General features: G+C 60.2%; 17 protein-coding genes. 8 read left to right on the top strand and 9 right to left on the bottom strand.

Annotated features, from left to right (window positions below; genetic code table 11):
- Window positions 1-48: 48 nt before the first annotated feature.
- The 3 genes from KIO76_RS11565 to KIO76_RS11555 all read right to left on the bottom strand — a co-directional run bounded on the left by KIO76_RS11565 (window position 49) and on the right by KIO76_RS11555 (window position 2,851).
- A complete protein-coding gene (locus KIO76_RS11565; RefSeq protein WP_213323415.1) occupies window positions 49-669 on the bottom strand; it encodes an MOSC domain-containing protein in 621 nt (206 codons plus the stop codon).
- Window positions 666-1,442, bottom strand: a complete 777-nt coding sequence (gene tam, locus KIO76_RS11560) for a trans-aconitate 2-methyltransferase (protein WP_213323414.1) — start codon at window positions 1,440-1,442, stop codon at window positions 666-668. The genes KIO76_RS11565 and tam overlap by 4 nt, the downstream gene beginning before the upstream one ends.
- Window positions 1,443-1,624: 182 nt before the next feature.
- Window positions 1,625-2,851 carry a lytic murein transglycosylase gene (locus tag KIO76_RS11555; RefSeq protein WP_213323413.1) on the bottom strand — a complete coding sequence of 409 codons (1,227 nt, stop codon included), beginning with the start codon at window positions 2,849-2,851 and terminating at the stop codon, window positions 1,625-1,627.
- 134 nt (window positions 2,852-2,985) lie between these two features.
- Here KIO76_RS11555 and KIO76_RS11550 point away from each other — a divergent pair, with 134 nt between their 5' ends.
- Window positions 2,986-3,489: a hypothetical protein gene (locus tag KIO76_RS11550; protein ID WP_213323412.1), complete on the top strand. Its 504-nt coding sequence runs from the start codon at window positions 2,986-2,988 to the stop codon at window positions 3,487-3,489.
- Between the two features lie 172 nt (window positions 3,490-3,661).
- Here KIO76_RS11550 and ettA read toward each other — a convergent pair whose 3' ends face one another.
- A complete protein-coding gene (gene ettA, locus KIO76_RS11545; protein WP_213323411.1) occupies window positions 3,662-5,317 on the bottom strand; it encodes an energy-dependent translational throttle protein EttA in 1,656 nt (551 codons plus the stop codon).
- A gap of 216 nt (window positions 5,318-5,533) precedes the next feature.
- Between ettA and KIO76_RS11540 the strand changes: the two genes are divergently transcribed.
- The 5 genes from KIO76_RS11540 (at window position 5,534) to KIO76_RS11520 (ending at window position 12,990) form a co-directional block, all read left to right on the top strand.
- The gene (locus KIO76_RS11540) at window positions 5,534-6,715 is read left to right on the top strand and encodes a mechanosensitive ion channel family protein (RefSeq protein WP_213323410.1); all 1,182 of its coding nucleotides are present in this window, start codon (window positions 5,534-5,536) and stop codon (window positions 6,713-6,715) included.
- Window positions 6,716-6,959: 244 nt separating this feature from the next.
- Complete coding sequence (locus KIO76_RS11535; protein ID WP_213323409.1) at window positions 6,960-8,399, top strand: aldehyde dehydrogenase family protein; 1,440 nt, start codon at window positions 6,960-6,962, stop codon at window positions 8,397-8,399.
- 694 nt (window positions 8,400-9,093) lie between these two features.
- A complete protein-coding gene (locus KIO76_RS11530; RefSeq protein ID WP_213323408.1) occupies window positions 9,094-11,130 on the top strand; it encodes a DUF4214 domain-containing protein in 2,037 nt (678 codons plus the stop codon).
- 284 nt (window positions 11,131-11,414) lie between these two features.
- Entirely contained in the window at window positions 11,415-12,032 is a 618-nt protein-coding gene (locus KIO76_RS11525; RefSeq protein ID WP_213323407.1) for a hypothetical protein, read from the top strand.
- A 148-nt stretch (window positions 12,033-12,180) separates the two neighbouring features.
- A complete protein-coding gene (locus KIO76_RS11520; protein ID WP_213323406.1) occupies window positions 12,181-12,990 on the top strand; it encodes a hypothetical protein in 810 nt (269 codons plus the stop codon).
- 129 nt (window positions 12,991-13,119) lie between these two features.
- Here the strand turns inward: KIO76_RS11520 and araD1 are convergent, their stop codons facing one another.
- Together araD1 and KIO76_RS11510 are read right to left on the bottom strand one after the other, a co-directional pair.
- Window positions 13,120-14,121, bottom strand: coding sequence for an AraD1 family protein (gene araD1 / locus KIO76_RS11515; RefSeq protein WP_213325224.1), 1,002 nt, complete (start codon window positions 14,119-14,121; stop codon window positions 13,120-13,122).
- Between the two features lie 100 nt (window positions 14,122-14,221).
- On the bottom strand, window positions 14,222-15,070 hold the full coding sequence (locus tag KIO76_RS11510; protein WP_213323405.1) for a FadR/GntR family transcriptional regulator: 849 nt from the start codon (window positions 15,068-15,070) through the stop codon (window positions 14,222-14,224).
- A gap of 217 nt (window positions 15,071-15,287) precedes the next feature.
- On the opposite strand from KIO76_RS11510, the gene KIO76_RS11505 reads away from it, so the two are divergent.
- Window positions 15,288-16,229, top strand: a complete 942-nt coding sequence (locus KIO76_RS11505; RefSeq protein ID WP_213323404.1) for a DMT family transporter — start codon at window positions 15,288-15,290, stop codon at window positions 16,227-16,229.
- A gap of 12 nt (window positions 16,230-16,241) precedes the next feature.
- On the opposite strand, the gene KIO76_RS11500 is transcribed toward KIO76_RS11505, so the two are convergent.
- From KIO76_RS11500 to KIO76_RS11490, 3 genes are all read right to left on the bottom strand, one after another.
- Entirely contained in the window at window positions 16,242-16,946 is a 705-nt protein-coding gene (locus KIO76_RS11500) for a hypothetical protein (RefSeq protein ID WP_213323403.1), read from the bottom strand.
- A 292-nt stretch (window positions 16,947-17,238) separates the two neighbouring features.
- Entirely contained in the window at window positions 17,239-18,225 is a 987-nt protein-coding gene (gene denD, locus KIO76_RS11495; RefSeq protein WP_213323402.1) for a D-erythronate dehydrogenase, read from the bottom strand.
- 169 nt (window positions 18,226-18,394) lie between these two features.
- A complete protein-coding gene (locus KIO76_RS11490; protein WP_213323401.1) occupies window positions 18,395-18,862 on the bottom strand; it encodes a YaiI/YqxD family protein in 468 nt (155 codons plus the stop codon).
- A 221-nt stretch (window positions 18,863-19,083) separates the two neighbouring features.
- On the opposite strand from KIO76_RS11490, the gene KIO76_RS11485 reads away from it, so the two are divergent.
- On the top strand, window positions 19,084-20,148 hold the full coding sequence (locus KIO76_RS11485) for a hypothetical protein (protein WP_213323400.1): 1,065 nt from the start codon (window positions 19,084-19,086) through the stop codon (window positions 20,146-20,148).
- Window positions 20,149-20,426 lie beyond the last annotated feature (278 nt).

Raw genomic sequence — 20,426 nt, 5'->3', positions numbered from 1 at the left:
GGAGGATGGCGCAACAGGCACCGATGAGATCTGCCTGCACCTCCGGTCTTACCCGGGCTGATAACTCCAGTGCTCCGGCACACGAGCGACGATTTCCTCACCGGCCCGGACGATGCCGGGCCGCTCCACGCAGCCGACGAGGCCGCGCAGGCGCTTCGCAACCTTGACGAAATCGAGCGCGATGGCTGGCCGCCCGGGATAAGCCTCGGCGATCATCTGGCCCGCGTATTTGCAGGGCGCATTCTGTCCATCGATCGCTATGACCACGCCGCCGGCAAACATCAAGCGCGTGCGTGGAGGAATCATCGAAAAGGCGGGCAGCCCTTCCACGACGATGTTGCCGCCGATCCATTCGGCCTTGACCGAGGGAATCTTCAGGCCGCTAGCGATGTCCGCCAGTTCTTCCGCAGCCAGCAAGGAGATCTGCCGATCATTGCGCATCTCGGTGCCGCGCGGATACCACGGCTCCCGCGCGCCGGAGAGACGGGTCAGGCCGTAATGCCTGTCACCCGGGATGCCTTCGTAGGTAACCGTGAGATCCGAAACCGCCACCGTCACAAAATCGTAGGTGCCGCCGCCCTGCCCCGCCTTGAGCGTTGCCGTGACATTGCCCCGGAGCCGGCGGCCCGGAAAGATCCGCGGCCCGAAAAGATCGCCCGTGACGGTCATGCGGCCTTCTCGGCAATGATGAACAGGCGTGGGAAAGCAAGCAGAACCCTGCCGTCGACGAGCGGCGGATAGCTCTCGCTAAGCCGATCGAGATAGTCGGCCAGAAAGTCCTCCTGCTCGCCGGCATCCAGCGGCGCGAGGAACGGGCGCAGACCCGTCGCCTTCAACCATTCGATGATCGCCGCTGGGCCCTCCAGCGGGTGCTGATACGCCGTCTGCCAGATATCGACGCGCCGAGAGAAGGGCTTCAGGAGATCATAGAGATGGCCGGGCGGCGCGAGTGGCGCGCGCGCCGCGCTGGCCCTGGCGAGTTTCTCCCGCCAGCGTTCCTCCCGTGCCACGTCACGCATGAGCGCATGCGAGGGCTCGGTCAGATTGTTGGGCATCTGTACCGCCAGGATGCCTCCAGGCGCCAGTGAGGACATGAGGTGGGGGAAGAGCGCATCGTGGTTTGGTAGCCACTGCAGCACCGCGTTGGCAAACAGCACATCGACCGGTTGCTCGGGCCGCCATGTTGCGACATCGGCTTCAATGAAAGTGACGTGGGGCAGCCGCTGACGTGCCTTCTCCAGCATATCCGGTGACGTGTCCACACCGATAATCTCGGCGCCGGGAAAGCGCTCCACGAGCAGCTCCGTCGAGTTGCCCGGCCCACAGCCGAGATCGACCACACACCGCGCCTGGCGCGGCGAGACCTGCGCCAGGAGATCGGCGGAGGGCCGTGTGCGCTCGTCCTCAAACTTCAGATAGAGCCGCGCGTTCCAATCTGCCATGACGCTCTCCCCTGCCGATCATTCGTCTGAAGCAAATCCGATCTGCCGGTTTATCTAAACCCATTCAAGCAGCCGGATTTCCGATACCGTTGTCCGATCTGGAGCACATGCCCAGCCCGCCGAGTTACCCTGACGTCATGGGACCATCGGTCCCGAGATGGCGGAATACAGCGCGTTGCCGCTCATCGCGCCGCCTCTAACGCCTTCAGTACTGTCTCGCCGGGCCAGCAGTCCACGGGAAGCCCACGCGCCTCCTGGTAAAGACCGATGGCGAGCCGTGTCCGCATGCCGGCTCGCCCATCGATGCTCTCGCCGTAGTGGCCATGGCGGGCGAGCTCCCGCTGAATGGTGGCGATACCGGCGGTCGAGGCCTGTTTCATGCCTTGCCATGGCGTGGCGAAAGGCCGGCCTCCGTCGATCAGATCCGCGAGATGGCCGACGTAGAGGACGTAGAGATCAGAGAAATTATAGGCCTTCAACGCGTAGTAGTTGCGCGTGATCAGAAAGGCCGGACCATAGGCACCTGCGGGCATGAACAGGGAGGCCTGCGCTGAACGGTCGGTGGCGCTCGGCGTCTTGCCACCGATCACCGCGAACCCGCGTGAGAGCCACTCAGCCACAGTCATCGCCCGTTCGGGATCGGCATGGCCACAGGTGAACCCCGGCGCGGGCTTCACTTCCAACGCCCAGTCGAGACCGCGCACCCAGCCTTCACCAGAAAGATGGTTGGCGATCGAGGCGAGAGCGTCGGCCTCCGATGTCCAGATATCGACCCGACCCGAGCCGTCGAAATCGACGCCATACTTATAATACTGCGAGGGCAGCATCTGAGTCAGGCCGATGGCGCCCGCCCACGAACTGCGCAGCGCGGGCCGTGTCACGACGCCGTCTTGCAGCATTTTGAGGGCGAGCAGGAATTCCTGTCGGAATTCAGCCTTGCGTCGCCCGACGAAAGCCTGGGTGGCGAGAACACGAACCGCGTCATACGGGACTTTTGCCGCGCCGAAGGCGGTTTCCCTTCCCCAGATGGCCAGGACCACTGAGCCTGGCACACCGTAACGACGCTCGATCGCGGCCAGCGCCTGCCTATGGCGGGCGAGATATTGCCGTCCTCTTGCCGCCTGCGCTGAGAGTGCCTTCGGTGCGAGGTATTGCGCGGGCGTCAGGGTAAACTCGGACTGCCCCGAGTTGGAAGGTCCCCGACGCCCGGGAAGATCGAGGTTGGGGAGGCCCAGATCAGGGGTCAGCCCCGCCGTCTCAGCATCGAAGGTCGCGGTCGTGACCCCGGCCGCGGAGGCCTCGCCGCGGATCTCCCTGAGAAATGCGCCGAAATCCTGCGCCACCGCGACCTGCGGGAGAACCCCCTGCAAGAGCGCCAGGGCGATGAAGGCAAAGACTGAATGTCGCAATCAGGTACCCCGGGTCGGAACCAAAAGCTTGTCCTGTACCTATCTTGCGCAAGAAGGCCGAAATGCGCCATCACAGGTTTAGCATGAGCATCAATCACATGCGTCGACGTGGCAGACGAATGACAAGGCAAAGGATGACAGTTCCAGCAACCCGGATTGCAGGCAAGGCGGCAGCGACGATCGTGATTGCGCTCGCCGGAGGCGTCTTCCTGCCGCACGGTCCCGCCGTAGCGCAGGACAGTCCCGTCAACATCTGTCGGAATGCGGGCGACGACAACATGCTCCGCCCTCTGCCGCCGTCCCTCCTCGCTGCGGCCAAGGCCGCGTTCGGCCGGGACCTTGAGGGACCGGACCAAGCCAATACCGCCGTTTGGCGATGCATGGGTGGGCGCGCCTATGTCTGCCTTCCCGGTGGGGACCGCCACTGCGGCCGGGCCGATAGCCAGCCGATGGCCACCCCGGAGGCGAGTGCCTACTGCAGCACGCATCCGGACAGCGCTGCCGTGCCCAGTCACGCCACCGGCCGTGATACGATCTTTTCGTGGGGTTGCGAGGGCAAGGCCGCGAAGAACAAGGGCAGCGTGCGCAGCGTCGACCCGCGCGGCTTCGTGAAGGAATACTGGCGGCCGCTGGAATAGGCCCGCGAGGTTCACCTCGTCCATTGCCCCTCCCGCAAGGGAGCGGCAATGGGAGTATTGGAGCTGACAAACTTAAGCGCAGTCTCGCGACACGGATGGTGACGGTCCGTTATCGAGAACACGCGAGACCAACCGCCCGGCTTGCGGGGAGGGGGCGGGGCCCCCTCCCCGATCAGCGGCCGAACTTCTTGTACTGGATACGCTTCGGAATCGTGGAATCAATGCCGAGACGGCGCTTCTTGTCTTCCTCGTAGTCCTGGAAGTTGCCCTCGAACCATTCCACATGGCTGTCGCCCTCGAAGGACAACATGTGCGTGGCGATGCGGTCGAGGAACATGCGATCGTGGCTGATGATAACGGCGCAGCCAGCGTAATCCTCCAGCGCCTCTTCCAGCGCCCGCAGCGTTTCCACATCTAGATCGTTGGTCGGCTCGTCGAGCAGGAGGACGTTGGCGCCGGACTTCAGCATCTTGGCGAGATGGACGCGGTTGCGTTCACCGCCGGAGAGCATACCGACCTTTTTCTGCTGGTCGCCGCCCTTGAAGTTGAAGGCCGAGCAATAGGCACGGGAGTTGATCTCGCGCTTGCCGAGATAAATCACCTCGTTGCCGCCGGAGATTTCTTCCCACACGGTCTTCTTATCGTCGAGTGCATCGCGCGACTGGTCGACATAGCCGAGCTTCACCGATTCACCAATGGTGATCGAGCCGCCGTCCGGCTGTTCCTGCCCGGTAATCATCCGGAACAACGTCGTCTTACCGGCGCCGTTCGGGCCGATCACGCCCACGATACCGCCCGGCGGCAGCTTGAAGGAGAGATCGTCGATCAGCAGCTGATCGCCAAAGCCCTTCGACAGCCCGTCGAAATCGACCACATTGTTACCAAGCCGCTCGGCGATGGGGATGATGATCTGGGCTGATGTCGGCGACTTGTCGTTGGCCTTTTGCACCAGTTCTTCATAGCGCTGGATACGCGCCTTGTTCTTGGCCTGCCGGGCACGGGGAGAGGCGCCCATCCACTCCTGCTCGCGCTGGAGGGTGCGCTGCCGAGCTTCGTCCTCGCGGCCCTCCTGCTGGAGGCGCTTCTGCTTCTGCTCCAGCCAGGACGAGTAGTTACCTTCATAGGGAATGCCACGGCCGCGGTCGAGCTCGAGGATCCAGCCGGTGACATTGTCGAGGAAGTAGCGATCGTGGGTGACGATCAGGATCGCGCCGGTGTAATTGCGCAGATAACCTTCGAGCCAGGCCACCGTCTCGGCGTCGAGATGGTTGGTCGGCTCGTCGAGCAGCAGCAGGTCCGGCTCCCACAGGAGAAGCTTGCAGAGCGCCACGCGACGCTTCTCACCACCGGAGAGCTTCGACACATCGGCATCGTCCGGCGGGCAGCGCAAGGCGTCCATGGCCTGGTCGACGCGGCTGTCGAGGTCCCAAAGACCTTTGGCCTCGATCTCGTCCTGCAGCGCCGTCATTTCGTCGGCAGTCTCGTCGGAATAATTCATGGCGAGGTCGTTGTACCGATCGATGATCGCCTTCTTCTCGGCCACGCCTTCCATGACGTTTTCGCGCACGCTCTTGCTGTCGTCGAGCTGCGGCTCCTGCGGCAGGTAGCCGACGCGCACGCCGTCCGCTGCCCAGGCCTCGCCGGTGAACTCCTTGTCCGTGCCGGCCATGATCCTGAGAAGCGTGGACTTGCCCGACCCGTTGACGCCGAGCACACCGATCTTGGCGCCGGGGTAGAAGGACAGGTGTACGTTGTCGAGCACCTTCTTGCCGCCCGAATAGGTCTTCGAGAGACCGCGCATATGGTAGACGAACTGCTTGGCAGACATGAAAACGAGCTCCACCCCCGTGCACGGTGGCGACGGATCAGACTTTCGATGATTTGTCCCGTATCTAGCGACCGGCCGCCGGAACGGCAAGGGCCAGCGCATCTTCGACAGCCGATCGCGACAGATTTGCGGATAGCGGCAAGCCGATGTTAGGCTGACGCATCAGCCAACGTGAACCGCTCCGCCCTCCTCGATCACGAAAGGAGATGCCCCGGCATGACGCTCGGCGCCTTCCTCGCTTCGATCCGCGAGACCCTGTTCTGGATCCCCGACTGGATCTACGCCATCCTGCTACTGTCCTGCGCCGCGGGCCTCGCCCTGCTCCTCCACCGCACCATCAAGCGCCTGCTGCGCCGGTTGATCGGCCCCACCCACCCCTTCCTGCAACAATTGGTCACGAAGACCGATGGCCCGCGCCGGATGGCTGTGGTGGTTTTCGCCATCGCCGTGGTCTTGCCCGCAACGCCTCTCACATCCGCCGCGGCCTTGACGCTCGCCAAGGTGCTGCTGGTCGCCTTCATCATTCTCGTTGGCTGGAGCGCTCTTACCGCTGTCGAACTGGCCTGCCAGTTTCATCTCCGGCGGTTCCGCATAGACACGGACGACAACCTGCTCGCCCGCAAGCACGTGACACAGGTCAACATTCTCAAGCGGACCGTGAGCATCCTCGTGGTGATCATCACCACGGCGGCAGCGTTGATGACGTTCAGCGCGGTCCGCCAGTACGGCGTCAGTCTCATAGCCTCGGCAGGCGCCGCCGGTCTGATCGTGGGTCTCGCCGCAAGGCCTATCCTTGCCAATCTCATCGCAGGCATTCAGATCGCCATCACACAGCCCATCCGCATCGATGATGCGGTCGTCGTCGAGGGTGAATGGGGCTGGATCGAGGAGATTACCGCGACCTACGTGGTCATCAAGATCTGGGACTGGCGGCGGCTCGTCGTGCCACTCTCTTATTTCATCGAGCAACCCTTCCAGAACTGGACACGGACATCCGGCCAGATCATCGGCAGCGTCTTCCTGTATGCCGACTACACCGTGCCCGTCGACAAGTTGCGCGCCAAGCTGGAGGAGATTGTCAAAGCCTCGCCGTTCTGGGACGGCGCAGTGGTCAACCTGCAGGTCGTGGAAGCGGAAACCGAGACGCTCAAGTTGCGTGCATTGGTGAGCGCACGGACCTCACCACGCGCATGGGACCTGCGTTGCGAGGTGCGAGAGAAGCTCCTTGCCTTTCTGCAGACCGAGTACCCACGGGCCCTGCCCCGGCGCCGCGCCGAGTTGGTTCAGGCGCACGGGCCCGCTGACGACGGGGGCGCTAGCGCCCCCCGCCGCGCACGAGCCGGTGCGGACGGACTGTCCGTCCCGTCGGGTCATTCTCCCATCGCGGCGACCGGCTGAGGCATTTGCGGAAATGCGAGAGCTGGGCCCCGTGCGATGGAAACCTCTTCCCTTGCCATCATCTGATGCTTTAGAGCAAGGCATCGGCACTCATTGCCAGAGAGCTGGGCCGTGAGCGCTAATTGCGATGACATCTCCCATCGCGCGGGAGGAACGGGTGAGCCGCGCCCATTCCGCCTGAAGGGAGAAGCATGAGGTTGCGGCGGGGCATGCGGCCCCTCTCGCAGTGCAATCGGAGGAAGCGATGACAGACCACTCCAAGAATTACATTGCTGGCGAATGGGTCAGCGGCACCGAAGCTGCCCCTGACATCAATCCCTCCAACACCGCCGACGTCGTCGGGCAGTTTGTGCGCGCCAGCGCCGCCGACGCCGATCGCGCCATCGCCGCCGCCCGCGCGGCGCTGCCGGCCTGGGCCCGCACCACGCCGCAGGAACGCCACGACATCCTGAAGAAGGTCGGCGACGAAATCCTCGCCCGCAAGGATGAACTCGGCCGCCTGCTGTCGCGCGAGGAAGGCAAGACCTTGCCCGAAGGCATCGGCGAGGCCGCCCGTGCCGGCCAGATCTTTCTGTTCTTCGCGCAGGAGACGCTGCGGATCGCCGGCGAGAAGCTCGCCTCCGTCCGACCGGGCATCGATATCGAGATCACCCGCGAGCCGGTCGGCGTCGTGGGCATCATCGCGCCCTGGAACTTCCCCATCGCGATCCCTGCCTGGAAGATCGCCCCGGCGCTCGCCTACGGCAACACGGTGGTGTTCAAGCCGGCCGACCTCGTGCCCGGCTCGGCTCACGCACTCGCCGAGATTATCGTCCGTGCCGGAATCCCATCGGGCGTTTTCAATCTCGTGATGGGCCGCGGCTCGGTCGTCGGCAACGCGCTCCTCAAGAGCCGCGACGTGGATGCCATCAGCTTCACCGGTTCCGTCGCCACCGGCCGCCAAGTGGCGGCCACCTGCGTCGAGACCATGAAGAAGTTCCAGCTCGAGATGGGCGGCAAGAACCCTCTTGTGGTGCTCGATGACGCCGATCTCAAGACGGCCGTCGAGGTCGCCGTCAACGGCGCCTATTTCTCGACCGGCCAGCGCTGCACGGCATCCTCCCGCTTCATCGTCACTGACGGCATCCATGACAAGTTCGTCGATGCAGTCACCGAGCGCCTGAAGGGCCTCGTCATTGACGACGCACTGAAAGCGGGCACGCATATTGGCCCTGTCGTCGACCAGTCGCAGCTCGATCAGAACCTGTCCTATGTCAAGCTCGGCAAGGACGAGGGCGCGAAGCTCGTCTACGGCGGCGATCTCCTGAACCGCGAAACGCCCGGCTTCTACATGGCCCCTGCCCTGTTCACCGATGTCGACCCCAGCACGCGCATCTCCCGTGAGGAGATCTTCGGGCCTGTGGCGACCGTATCGCGCGCCAAGAACTACGATGAGGCGCTTGCGCTCGCCAACGACACGCAGTTCGGCCTTTCGTCCGGGATCGTCACCACCAGCCTGAAATATGCCTCGCACTTCAAGCGCAATGCCGAGGCCGGCATGGTGATGGTCAACCTGCCGACCGCCGGCGTTGACTACCACGTGCCGTTCGGCGGCCGGAAAGGCTCAAGCTACGGTCCCCGTGAGCAGGGTCGCTACGCGGCCGAATTCTACACGATCGTGAAGACCGCCTATACGTTACCCTAATCCGCGACCTCGCGAGATTGGGAGACGACGATGCGATCCGGCGCGGGCTGCGCCGGATCTTTTTTTATCCTCTCGGCAGCCTCACCCATTGGAGGCACAGTCGATCCGGGGAAGCGCTTCCGCGCTATGCATCTGCCCCCCGCTCCAAACAAACGTTCGGCCCTATATTCCTGGGCGTGAAAGCCGGATTTTCCATTCAAAACGAACAATATTGCGCGCTAAACTTGGTTTTATATTTTCCATCAAATGCGTAAATTGACCTATCATTTTCCGAGAACGCAAAAACAAATGCTGTCACCAAAATTATGGTCGCCCAAATTGCGATGAGCAGCGCGCTCATCACGCCTTCGGAGCGCATCTGACATGCTGATAGCTAGGGCCGTAGGTCGACGACGGCAAACGACCATATGAAGTCTCGGGCCGAGAGCGGACTCTCTATGGATGTCACGTTCATCATATGTACCTATTGCCGGATACGTGGCCGCGCAAAATACTTGGACGAGCATGATATTCTAATATATACGCCGCGGATAGTTGCACAGAACATTTACAATCTTCAACCGATCCAATTTAAGTAGTAAATCGCCGCGATTACAATTCCATTATGCAACCACCTACGATTCCCTAATAAGTGTAACTTAAATCAAACATCGAGAACAAAAAGAACCTTTGTACCAACCGGCAGAGGAAAATTATGTCTGAGCTAATCGATAATGTATTACGGGAAACGCCCGACAGCGATCGAAGCCAAAGCAGCGCATGGCACGCCCGCGCTGTTCAGGCGGTGAGGCTCTATCAGATCACCTTCAATCGGGTACCGGACCGCGCAGGGCTCGACCACTGGACAAGCAGGCTCGACGGGCGCCAGACCTTCGACGATGTCGCCACTCGTTTTGTAGACAACCCCGAGTTCAACGCTCTTTATAGGTCCTGGTCCGCGCGTTCGATTTATCAAGAATTTCTTGGAAATGCCCTTGGCCCTGACCAGACTATCCCAGATAGTCTCGCCTGGAAGCAGGAGTTCTCTAGCCTTTCAACGGGACAATTGCTGGCAAAGCTTGCGCAGGCATCAGAGATAAACGCCCATCTGAAGCCCTATATTGGTGTCTTCCTGGATGGGCTGCACAATGGCACCGAAAATTACACCGGCTCGCTTTTGCTGCGACGTGTGCCAACACCTTCGAGCATTGAGGAGACGGGCCAAGAGGACCCAACAGAGACGCCCCCTTCGCCCGCTCTCCCCCCTGAAGTCGCAGCTGCTCCCCCAAGCCCGCCCAGCAATTTCCACCCGGCCGATGAAAGCGTCGATGCCCCTTCCATTGCCAATGCCCCGACGCTGGAGGAAGCTCCGGGGAACGCGGCTTCCGCTGACAGGGAGAGCGTTCCCGACCCACCCTCACCGCTCATTCAAAATCCAAACGCCTGTCTTGCTCCGGGCGATGATGGGGCGGCAAACCCGCCGAGCCGGACCGAGCACGTTATTTCCAGTTCATATCAGCCATTCTTTGGGACGCCATACAGTGACTTCATCCGCGCCACCTCATACGTGATATCGAGCAATACCGAACGCCCACAAGTTAATTCGTCGGTACTCCAGCGCAGCACCGTCAACGGCTGCGCCGGTTACGATGTTCTGGCGCTGGAGATGAGCGAAACTGTCATCGACTCCGAACTTGTCAATATTGAAGAGCTGTGGGTACGCGCCGCCCTGGCCGATCCACGCGGTGGACTGTATGCAGAGCCTGCGAAAGACGGAGCGATTATCAACGGCTACGGATTTGGCGAGTTGCAAACCCTGATCCTCGACAGCCTTCCCTTCCGCCTGAAAGTTCCCAACCTCGACAGCGACGTCTCTGTCCACATCCGCAACGCAGCCTATTCCACCACCCTCAACTTCGGTCCAGCGCGCTCATGGGGAAGCGAGCGAGATGTCCGCATCGCGGGAATGGCGAGTGACCTTCATGTCAATGGCGCGACTTGGCTTAAACTGACGTTTAATGGAGCGATCAACGGCGTCACATCTCTTGATGCTCCCAGTTTGTTATCGCTGAGGGTTATTGGCGAAACCGATGCTACGCTCGATCTATCTCCCGCGACAGTTCCGAAGCTTCGTTTCGTGAACGCGACGGAACTGGCAGGGCGGTTGGTCCTCCATCACGAGAGGGGCTCCGGCGGACAGGAAATTTCCCAGCTCAGAGTCGATGGCAGTCCCGCGGGTAACGATTTTTCGTGGTATGGACTACGGCATATCTTCATAACGGCCGGTGATGGTGCCGACGTCATCAGAACCGATCTCGGCAATGACACCATCTATGCTGGTGGCGGACGGAACACAATCTTCACAGGCCCGGGATACGACCGTATTGTCATCGAAAACGCCGGACAATCGACCTTGAGCGACGATCATGACAACATGACCGTCATCGGCGATTTCGATGCCCACAGCCGGGACAAAATCGCATTTTCCTTTCTTAAACATGCTGATTTTGCCAGCTCCGCATTGCTCGGAGATATACAGAACGCCATCGACGCATTGCCGCCAAGAGCCCACCTGAAAGATGCCTATTTCAAAGCGACAGAAATAGCCGATGGCTGCGGCTGGTTTGCCTTCAAGGGTAACACGTATATTTTCGTCGACAATGCAGAACATACCTTAGTTAAAATAGTGGGGTTACATAATCCGGTACTCGCGGAGCGAACATTCTCCGATCCCTGGACCGTCATCATGTAAAGTGACCGCACTCAAGCTTCCAGCGGTCTGAAGGACGAGCGGGAATGCTGTCTCCATGATGTTCACGCTCCGTCACAGAGATGTTGAGCGCAGCCCACGCCAGGCGCAATGCCCAGAACGCGTGAGCTCAAGCATATACATCGCCTTAGATTTGCCAAAAAATAACTCGAATTTTTGAAGAAAATTTGCGAAGCTTTGATAGGTATACATCCAAGTAATTATTACGTTCTAGAGAGATATTTATCGGGCATCGCTGGCATATCTTGGTTATTGCGGAAGATAATATGCTTGTTGTTTATGGAATGGCGGATGGCGGCGCCCTGGAGCTTCGGCTCGGCGGTGGCCACGCCGCAATTGCGCTGACGGGCCTTGGGCATGATTCAACCTATATCTCGTGGATCCGCAAAGGGCGATCACCCGTCTTCGACGTGTTCAAGAAGGGCCCCTTTGGAGATCCCGTCTACCGCGTCTGCATCCCGTCCAATGAGGACGTCAAACACAATATAGGAATCAGCGAACGTGCCGTATACCGGTGGATATACAAAGAACTAGCCGGAGAAGGTTTACGTCGCTATAGAGAGAATCCAAATCTTTATACTGTTCACTCGCTTCCATTTTCCCCTTTATACTACGAATATAACTGCGTCGAAATCGTTAAGAAGTCACTGTATGTCAGCCAAGCATATGACTATGCCAAGCCCATTCTCCCCACTTTCACAGTCGCCGGGGTTTGCAGCGATGCTGCGCGGATACGCAGAGCTGTGCTGCGGCGGATAGAGGCGGCACGCTTACCACTCCCTCCGGAAAAGGCGTCTCAGCTGAAGCTGGCCTTCTTTTCTGAGGATAGAAAGAGAGGACAAAATCTGGAGCCGGGCAGCTTGCGCGTATTGACCCAAAACTGACATGAGACGCTAGTCGGTCATGCAATTCGTCGGCATCCGCGCATGAAATGCAATCAGATTGGCATTCCACGCAACGCAAACCTCCAAAAAAGCCGCTCAATGAAATTATTAACTTTTTGAGTTCAGTAGCATTTTTTGGGATTGTTTCATGGCTAGCGTCTCCGTACAAAGTTTTTCTTTTGAAGGTTTCGGGTCTGCCAGCGTTCAAGCCTCCGCCAGTTCCGCAAACGGCACGACCACGTCGTCGATCAGTGCCACCGGCAATTTCGGCAACTTGAATGCTGGCGCAGCGGCAGGCACCGGGAATGACAGCTCATCATCGGCTTTGCAGATCACGGGCGATACTTCTGACGGCATGTCGATAACGACCAGCGCACACAGTGAGGGCAATGCTATTGCGAGTGTCGGCGCGTCAGACGGCAACCATGTCGTCATGGGCTCCTCCGCCACGAGCTCGGTTCTCTCCTCGAACGGCAGCTCGTCCGCTTCCTCGTCTGCAACCGTGAACGGTGTGTACGACGAGCAAGGCAACTTCGTCACTGGGACGGTCTCGACCGAAACGCATGCAGACGGCAATGCGCAGGCAACAGCGAACGCGTCGAACGGCAGCACCGCCATCTCTGAAACGACGCATTCAGGCCCCGGCGAGGTTGCTCCCAATAGCTCCGAAAAAGAGTTCGTCTATCATGTTGAGATAGGCGGCAATGATTACAACTATTCCCAATTCTACACAGCCGACGGCATGGGCTGGTCTTTGATTGGGGAGAACACGTCCACCCATCAGTTCTACCTCGCGGCCTATCCTGACGGGCAGGACGGCGCAGAGATCTATCGGCAGCTCAAGGATCTGGCTGAGGCTTGGGCTTCTCATGGCACGGACAGCTGGTTCGTGCCCGAAGGCGCGCATGTCATGCAGCTCGCCATTCCTTCGTCAGACGCCGGCCTCCTTCTCACGTAGCGGTCGGCGGTTCTCCCGATAGCCCGTTTGCAGCCGCGAATGGGATTGACGAAGGAGTCTGACAGCGACAAAGCCTAGGGACCGGGTATCAGGCCCGGTCCCTTTCGTCCCGTAGAGCTCTTTGCCCTTCTATAGGCGCCGTATCGCCGTCACCGCGGGGCCAGCCTTGGCGATTTTAAGCCCATTGCGAAGCGGGCGGCCGAAATCGGGGGCCTCAATTTCGAAGATATCGCCGGGCTCAGTCTTGATGCCATCGGCGAAACTCAAGGTTGCAGTTCCGAAATAATGGATATGCAGATCGCCCGGCACGCGGTGCTCCGCATATTTGAAATGGTGATGCTCCAGATTGGACAGGCTGTGGGACATGTTGTCCTCCCCTGTCAAAAACGGCTTCTCCCAGAGCACTGCACCGTCGCGCCGAATACGACTTGTACCCCGGATATCTGCCGGTGCGGGCCCGAGCCGCAGTTCCGGGCCGAAGGAGCTCTGGCGAAGCTTCGAATGGGCAAGCAGCAGATAGTTCCGCCGTTCCGTGACATGGTCTGAGAACTCGTTCGCAAGTGCGAAGCCAAGGCTGAGTGGTGTCCCGTCCTCCCCGATGAGATAGATGCCTGCAAGCTCCGGTTCCTCACCGCCGTCTTCCGCGAATGCGGGGGAAACAAGCGGCGCCTCGGGAGCAACGATGAAACGGCCGTTACCCTTGTAAAACCACTCGGGTTGGGCGCCGGGCTGATCGGCCGCTGGCTTGCCGCCTTTCAGGCCATCCCGAAACATCTTCATGGAATCCGTGAGGGCCGCGTCCTCGGCTTGCGCGCTCTGATGCATCTTGTCACGCGTGTCAGCGCTGCCGAGATGCGTCAGCCCGGTGCCCGTCACGTGGCAACGGCTGGGATCGGGATGATCGATCGGCGCCAGGAGGCGCTTTTCGGCGACGACGAGCTCGTAGTCCACCGTCTCGCGCCCAAGACGCGCTTTGACCGCATCCGCGAGCGTCGACGCACCGGCCTCGGCAGCACGAGCGAGATCATACACACGCTCCGTGCCTTCAAGCAGCGTCAGAGTCTTGCCGTCCTCAGACGGGACCGCGACACGCCGCTCCCCTCTCGCATCCAGAAACTGCACCAGGCGCAAAGTGGTCATTGCTTCCTCACCTCTAACTCGAAATTGCGTGACTTGAACTGCTACTTGGAAGGACGTGCTAATCGATAGGACGCGCGACTTGGAGGGATTGCTACTTGCCGGAGACCGGATCCTGAAGCAGTGGGTCAGGCGATGCAGCAGGCCGGATTACGTCATTGCTTTTCGCGACCGTTCTGCGGGACGACACAAGGTCCGCGGCAGGCAACCGGGCCGCTTTGTGGGGGCGGGCCACAGCCAGGGCGTCACGCTCGGATCTCTCGAGAAGCCCCCGCATCGCGGTGCGGGCCGCGCTGGCGTCACCGCTTAAGATTGCCTCGACGACTGCACCGTGCATGGGAATGACGTGGCCAAGCTCGCCCGGCGTGGCGCGGGAAACGCGGAAGGCCAGCATCAGTGAGGCCTCGATCACAGGGGCGAGTGCCGCGAGGAGATGATTGCCTGAGGCAGCCAATACAGCGCTGTGGAAGGCAAGGTCGGCATCGATCGAATGGTTCGAATGGGTATCGGCGGCGGCAAGGGCTGCCATCGCCGCGGTAAGGGCCGCCAGCCTCTCTGGAATGGCCCGCTCGGCGGCGAGCGCCGCCGCATCCGGCTCGATCATCCGCCGAAGCTCGAAAAGCTCCCTGACGAAATCCGCGCTTAATTGTCCCTCGCTGTGCCAGGCCAACACATCAGCGTCGAACAGATTCCAGCGGTCGGAGGGGCGAACAACGGTGCCGCGACGCGGCGAAGACTGAACCAGGCCTTTTCCGGCGAGAATCTTGATAGCCTCACGCAAGGAAGAGCGAGACACGCCGAGTTCGCGCGAAAGTTGATCCTCCGGCTGCAATGCTTGGCCAGGAGACCATTCTCCACTCACAATCTGGCGCCCAATAGCTAGCGCCAATTCCCTATGGCGATAACGTGGGGCGCGGGTCGTCAAGGCCGCTCGCTTGCTCATCTCCCTCCCCTGCAATACCCGTTCGCCAGCATCAGCGCCGTTCCTTTTGTCGCAAATGTCCGACAAATCCCCAGCCCGGTCAACGTGGCATGCATCTCGCGCTGCGTTGACTTCCACGCAGACATGGTTTGCTGTTGCCTATCTACCGGGCACGATGCTTATCAGCTATGCGGGAAGTGCTGAAAATAGCCACAGTTCCTCGTATAAAGCACCCGTCATGTCCGCCAGCGATCCCACAACCGTTCCCAGATCCGCATCCCTCGCCGAGGGCGCCGTCACCAAGGGTGCGACGGTAGCGGGCATCGGCCTGATGTTGCTCGGCATTTTCTCCTATTCGCTGAACGACGTCATGGGCAAGTGGCTGGTGGCCACCTATACGGTGCCGCAGGTCATGCTGATCCGGGGCCTGGCGGCATTGTTGCTGCTGCTTCCATTCCTGTGGCGGGAAGGGGTGTCCGGAATTCGGGGCGTCCAGCGGCCCGGCCTGCAAGTCCTGCGGGGCGTCGCCGTCATCTTTGATGTCGCATGCTTCTATTGGGCAGTGGGATATCTGCCGCTGGCCAGCGTAATGACCTATTACCTTGCCGCGCCGATCTATGTCACCGCGCTCTCTGCCTTGCTGCTCGGCGAGCACGTCGGGTGGCGACGCTGGCTTGCCGTGGCCTTCGGATTCTGCGGTGTCGTCATTGCTCTCAATCCGACCGCCGGCACCTTCGGCTTTCCCGATTTCGTGGCCTTCTGCGGCAGCATGGGCTTTGCATTTCTGATGATTACGACCCGCCAGCTTCGCGGCACGTCCGAGACGCTGTTGGTTTCCGTTCAGGTCATTGCGCCTCTTCTCATCGGGGCTATCCTGGCGCCCATCGGCTGGGTCACACCGACAGCCGTCGACTTCGGTCTGCTGGGTCTGCTCGGAATCGTCTCGATGATTGCGAGCCTTTGCGTCAACCGAGCCCTGAAACTGGCGCCGGCGTCGGTAGTGGTCCCTTATCAATACACCTTCATCGTCTGGGCCATCGTCTTCGGCTATGTGTTCTTCAACGACACGCCCACGCCGCACATGCTGATTGGCGCGGCTATCATCATCGGGGCCGGCCTGTTCATTTTCCTGCGGGAACAGGCGCTCGCGCGTGAGCCGGTGAATCCCGATCGCACGTGACGCCAGCGGTCGCTAAGTCATTTGAAAACAAAGCCCCACCTTCACGGCCTTGCCGAGACGGATCAGCCCACGCAACTCCAGTTGAGAACGGACCTCAGCGACCCGTTTGTCCGGGACGTAAATAGCGCGGATCTTGTCAATCGATATCGCTTCGCGTGTGATAGGATGTGGAAGCGTTTCGCCGCTGACCGGATGAGAGAAATGAAGGTCGGTTCGATCCAGTTTCATTCCATACAATATCGGAAATATTTCCGTTTCTTTGCCAGTATTAAGCCCTGAGTAAAAGAGGGAGTCGTTGAAATTTGCAGTTGCGTTTACGCTTACACCCTTAGCGGCAACATCTACATGCTTTCGGAAGACCGGGAACTCATGCATATGCCAACGCCCTGAAGCATCCTTAAACCATTCCATTCGGCTGCGGATCGATAAGGGACAAAGCCGGAAAGTTTTTGGATCCTTGAATAACGCATTGTAACTGAAGTACCGCTCGCCGGATGCTAGGCCGTGACCATGAAACCACGCCGTCCCATTGATCAACTCCATAGGCAACAGCGCGCGAAACAGCGCTACACCTTGAAGGCTGCTGCTGTTGGAGCCATGAACAAAATCGACGCCATCGCTCCGAAATTGCTCATATATATCTTTGATATCTGTCCCTTTACGAGAGAGCTTGACCTCCCCCTGCATATTCAAATTTAAATGAGGGCGCTTTAGCATTCGCCAATCTTGAATCGGGAATAACATGAGATTTATTGTGAGAAATAATATTTAATATTTAAATTACAAGTCGTCAATGCGCCTTTTGATTGCAAAATACGCTAATATATGAGGATATATTTCAGGATCGCGCTCAGTATTACGCGACGATGAAGATTGGGATGTTACTACAGAGGCGAGTCTGGACAGGCCGCCCTCAAGTGAAAGAAGCGTGTCAAACCCCCTGCCCCAGATAGATCGGGAGAGGCACGACGAGCAGGGTGTCGTCATCCATGCTCGTGTCGGACCAAGGTTAGGGAATTTTCCCACCAAGCTCATCCTCGATATGAATGCGGATGATCTCATCGAATGAGGCCTCGGCCGTGAAGCCAAGCGCCTCCGCGCGGCGTGCCTCAAAGGCCGTTGGCCAGCCGCCGACCATCTTGCGGATAAGCGGGTCGGGCTCTCGCCGGATCAACTTGACGGCCTTGTCGCCGGCGACTCGCCGCAGGGCCTCGATCTGCTCGCCGACGGAAGCCGCCAGGCCCGGCATGGTGACATTGCGGCGCCAGCCCAGCGCGACGAGATCCATCGTGGCGGCGCGAATGAGAAAGCCGACGGCCGACCGGGGGCTCGCATGCCAGTGGACGACATCCTCAGCGACCGGAAGGATCGCTTCCTGGCCAGCCAGCGGCTCACGAAGAATGTTGGAGAAAAAGCCTGATGCCGCCTTGTTCGGCTTGCCCGGGCGAATGCAGATTGTCGGCAGGCGGATACCGATGCCATCGAAGATGCCACGACGGGAATAGTCGGAGAGCAGAAGCTCCCCTATGGCTTTCTGCGTGCCGTAGCTCGTCAGTGGCGCAGTCAGGAAATCGTCGGGAATGACATCCGGGAAGGGGGCGCCGAACACGGCGATTGATGATGTGAAGACCACGCGCGGGAAGTAGGCGCCGTCCCGGGCCTCGAGGCGGATGGCGTCGAATAGCGCGCGCGTTCCATCGAGATTGATGCGGTACCCCTTGTCGAAATCAACCTCAGCCTCGCCCGAGACGATCGCCGCGAGGTGGAAGACAACATCCGGCCGCCGCGCGATCAGCGCTTCCGCCACGCCCGGCGCCGCTATGTCGACGGCCTTGACCACGCATTCGCCTGCAAAGCCAACGGGAACCTCAGGCTCGACGACGTCCACGAGCAGGAGGCTGTCGATGGGTTTGTTGCCGAGATGACCATCAGCCACCAGCCGTGCTGTCAATTTGCGGCCCACCATGCCAGCCGCACCCAGAATGAGAATTCGCATCGACACATCCCCAAAGACGGCAAGGCTCGCCTGGCTGCCCCGGACAGGCCCCGCCACACATGCACAGGCCATGTTTGCCATAAGCCATGTTTGCTCGGTGTCCACCCCAAGGCAACCGCTGGGGTTCGGCATGAGATGGCTGTCCCCATCGAAACTCAGAATCGGAGAATTATCGCGGCCGCTGCAGCCTGACGATCGCCAGATCGAGCGCCGAGAGAAAACTGGAGCGATCCCGCGCGGAGAAGGGCTTCGGGCCGCTTGTGACAGCGCCCGCCGATCGCAGATCCGTCATCAGATCACGCGTGGCCAGCGCCATGCCTATGGATGCCTCGGTGAAGGCGCGTCCGGTAGGGGCGATGACCGCAGCTCCGGACTTCACGCAGCGGCTGGCAAGCGGCACGTCGGCCGTCACCACGACGCTCAGCGGCCCGGCGCGTTCTGCGATCCAATCATCCGCGACATCGAGCCCGGACCCAACGATGACTCGCTCGATCCAGGGCTCGCGCGGCACAGCAATGAAGCTGTTTGCAACCACGATCACGTGGACGCCACGCCGTTGCGCGACCTTGTAAACCTCGTCTTTGACCGGACAGGAGTCCGCGTCGACATAGACGATGATCGGGGAAGGAGCATCCATGCCTGGGATAAGCAACGACCCGCGGAGCCGCGTCAACCCCCCGAGTCACGGCGGCCCTTGGTCAGCGGCGCCTTCCTGGGGCGGTGCGGGCGACGAGCCGGGCAAAGGCTGGCGCCAGACCATCGGCGCCCCCCTTGAAAAGCTCTTCAACGGGCGGACATAGTGTCTTCTATCTTCACAAGATTCGGGCGTCATGGCATGAATTCCGCATGACATCGTCCGTGCACAGATTCCCTATGGCCAAGGCCCAGAACCAAGGCCTCGCGAACCTCTATTACGTCGAGGAAGCACTCGCCCAGGCAGGCATCCCTGTTCGCATTGACCGCGGCACGACGGACGAAGGCGATCACTGGATCGCGGTACTGAACGAATTCGACGACGTCATCGCTCACGTCGCCCATATCGATGGCGAGTTCGTTGTCGCAAGCCTCGCATTCGCGGACGTCGTCCGCGGGCGTGACATCAAGCGGCTGCTTGCCAGGCTGCTCGACGGCCTCCGCTCGTTCGGCCTCGCCAGGGATGGCTTGCTGAGCAATCAGAATGTGCTTCTCGCCACGGTCATCGCAATGGCCGCGCTCCACCTGCCGGATGCGGACGCCGCATGGTGGGCGCCGCTGATCGTCAACCAACATAGCGGCCTGCCGGAACATATCGGCGTCGTACCCGCGATTACCCTCCTGCATGTGGTCGAAGTCGCTCACGAGGTGGCAGATAGCTTGGGGCAGCTGTTCTTCAGTGATAATCCGGCGCGGAGCGAGCCGATCGAGACCCTGGAGCCTAGGCAAGAGTCGTCCCACCTGCCGCTGTCACCGCTCCTGCCGGTCGATGTGCGCCATGAGGCCCGTGAGGTCATCGACGTACCTGAGGCTCCCGCCGCGCCGAAAACTATTGAACGTCAGCCCGCGGCCGCCGAAGCGCCCGCCCCCATGACGGCGTCCGTCGAGCGGCAGGCGCATGAACCCACGAAGGTTTTAGCCAAGGAGGCTGAGCAATCCGCATCGCCAGCGGAACCGGTTGCTGAAAAGACCGAAGCGGCAGCGCCGTTGGTCACCACGGACTCAGCGATCGTCGTCGCGTCGCGGGATGGGGTCATTTGGAGTGTGGACGAAGGGAAAGCGGTCCTGCAGCAGTTCCAACCCCTCGATACCCCGCTCGACCTCGACATGGGCGGAAGAGATATCACGCTCACCCTGCTGGACGCGGACTACACCCAGCAGACGCTGATGAGCTTCGAAGACGGGTCATCTCTCACACTCGTCGGCTTCTCAGCAGAAAACCCGCTCTGAAACGAGTTGGCGCGGGGGACGAAATCGTCTCCCCGCGCCTTGCGCTATATCAGCGCGCTTGGGTTTGCCCCTTTGTCGAATAAGCCAGCATCATCAAGGAGAAACTAGGCCTCGACAAATGACAATGAGACACCAGATCACCTCCTTTCAATAGTTGACGACAGTGATAGTAGGACGTGAGTCTCGCGTTTGCACAAGTGTTTTGTGCGTGAAATCCAACGGATAGTCTTTTGGTGGATTCTCAAGTCTTTTTTGTTTGATCAGCCTTGCTTTTCCCG

The organism is Chelatococcus sp. YT9 (assembly GCF_018398315.1).
GTDB lineage: Bacteria > Pseudomonadota > Alphaproteobacteria > Rhizobiales > Beijerinckiaceae > Chelatococcus.
Note: the sequence above shows the minus strand (reverse complement) of the source record. Positions and strands in the feature narration are given on the sequence as shown.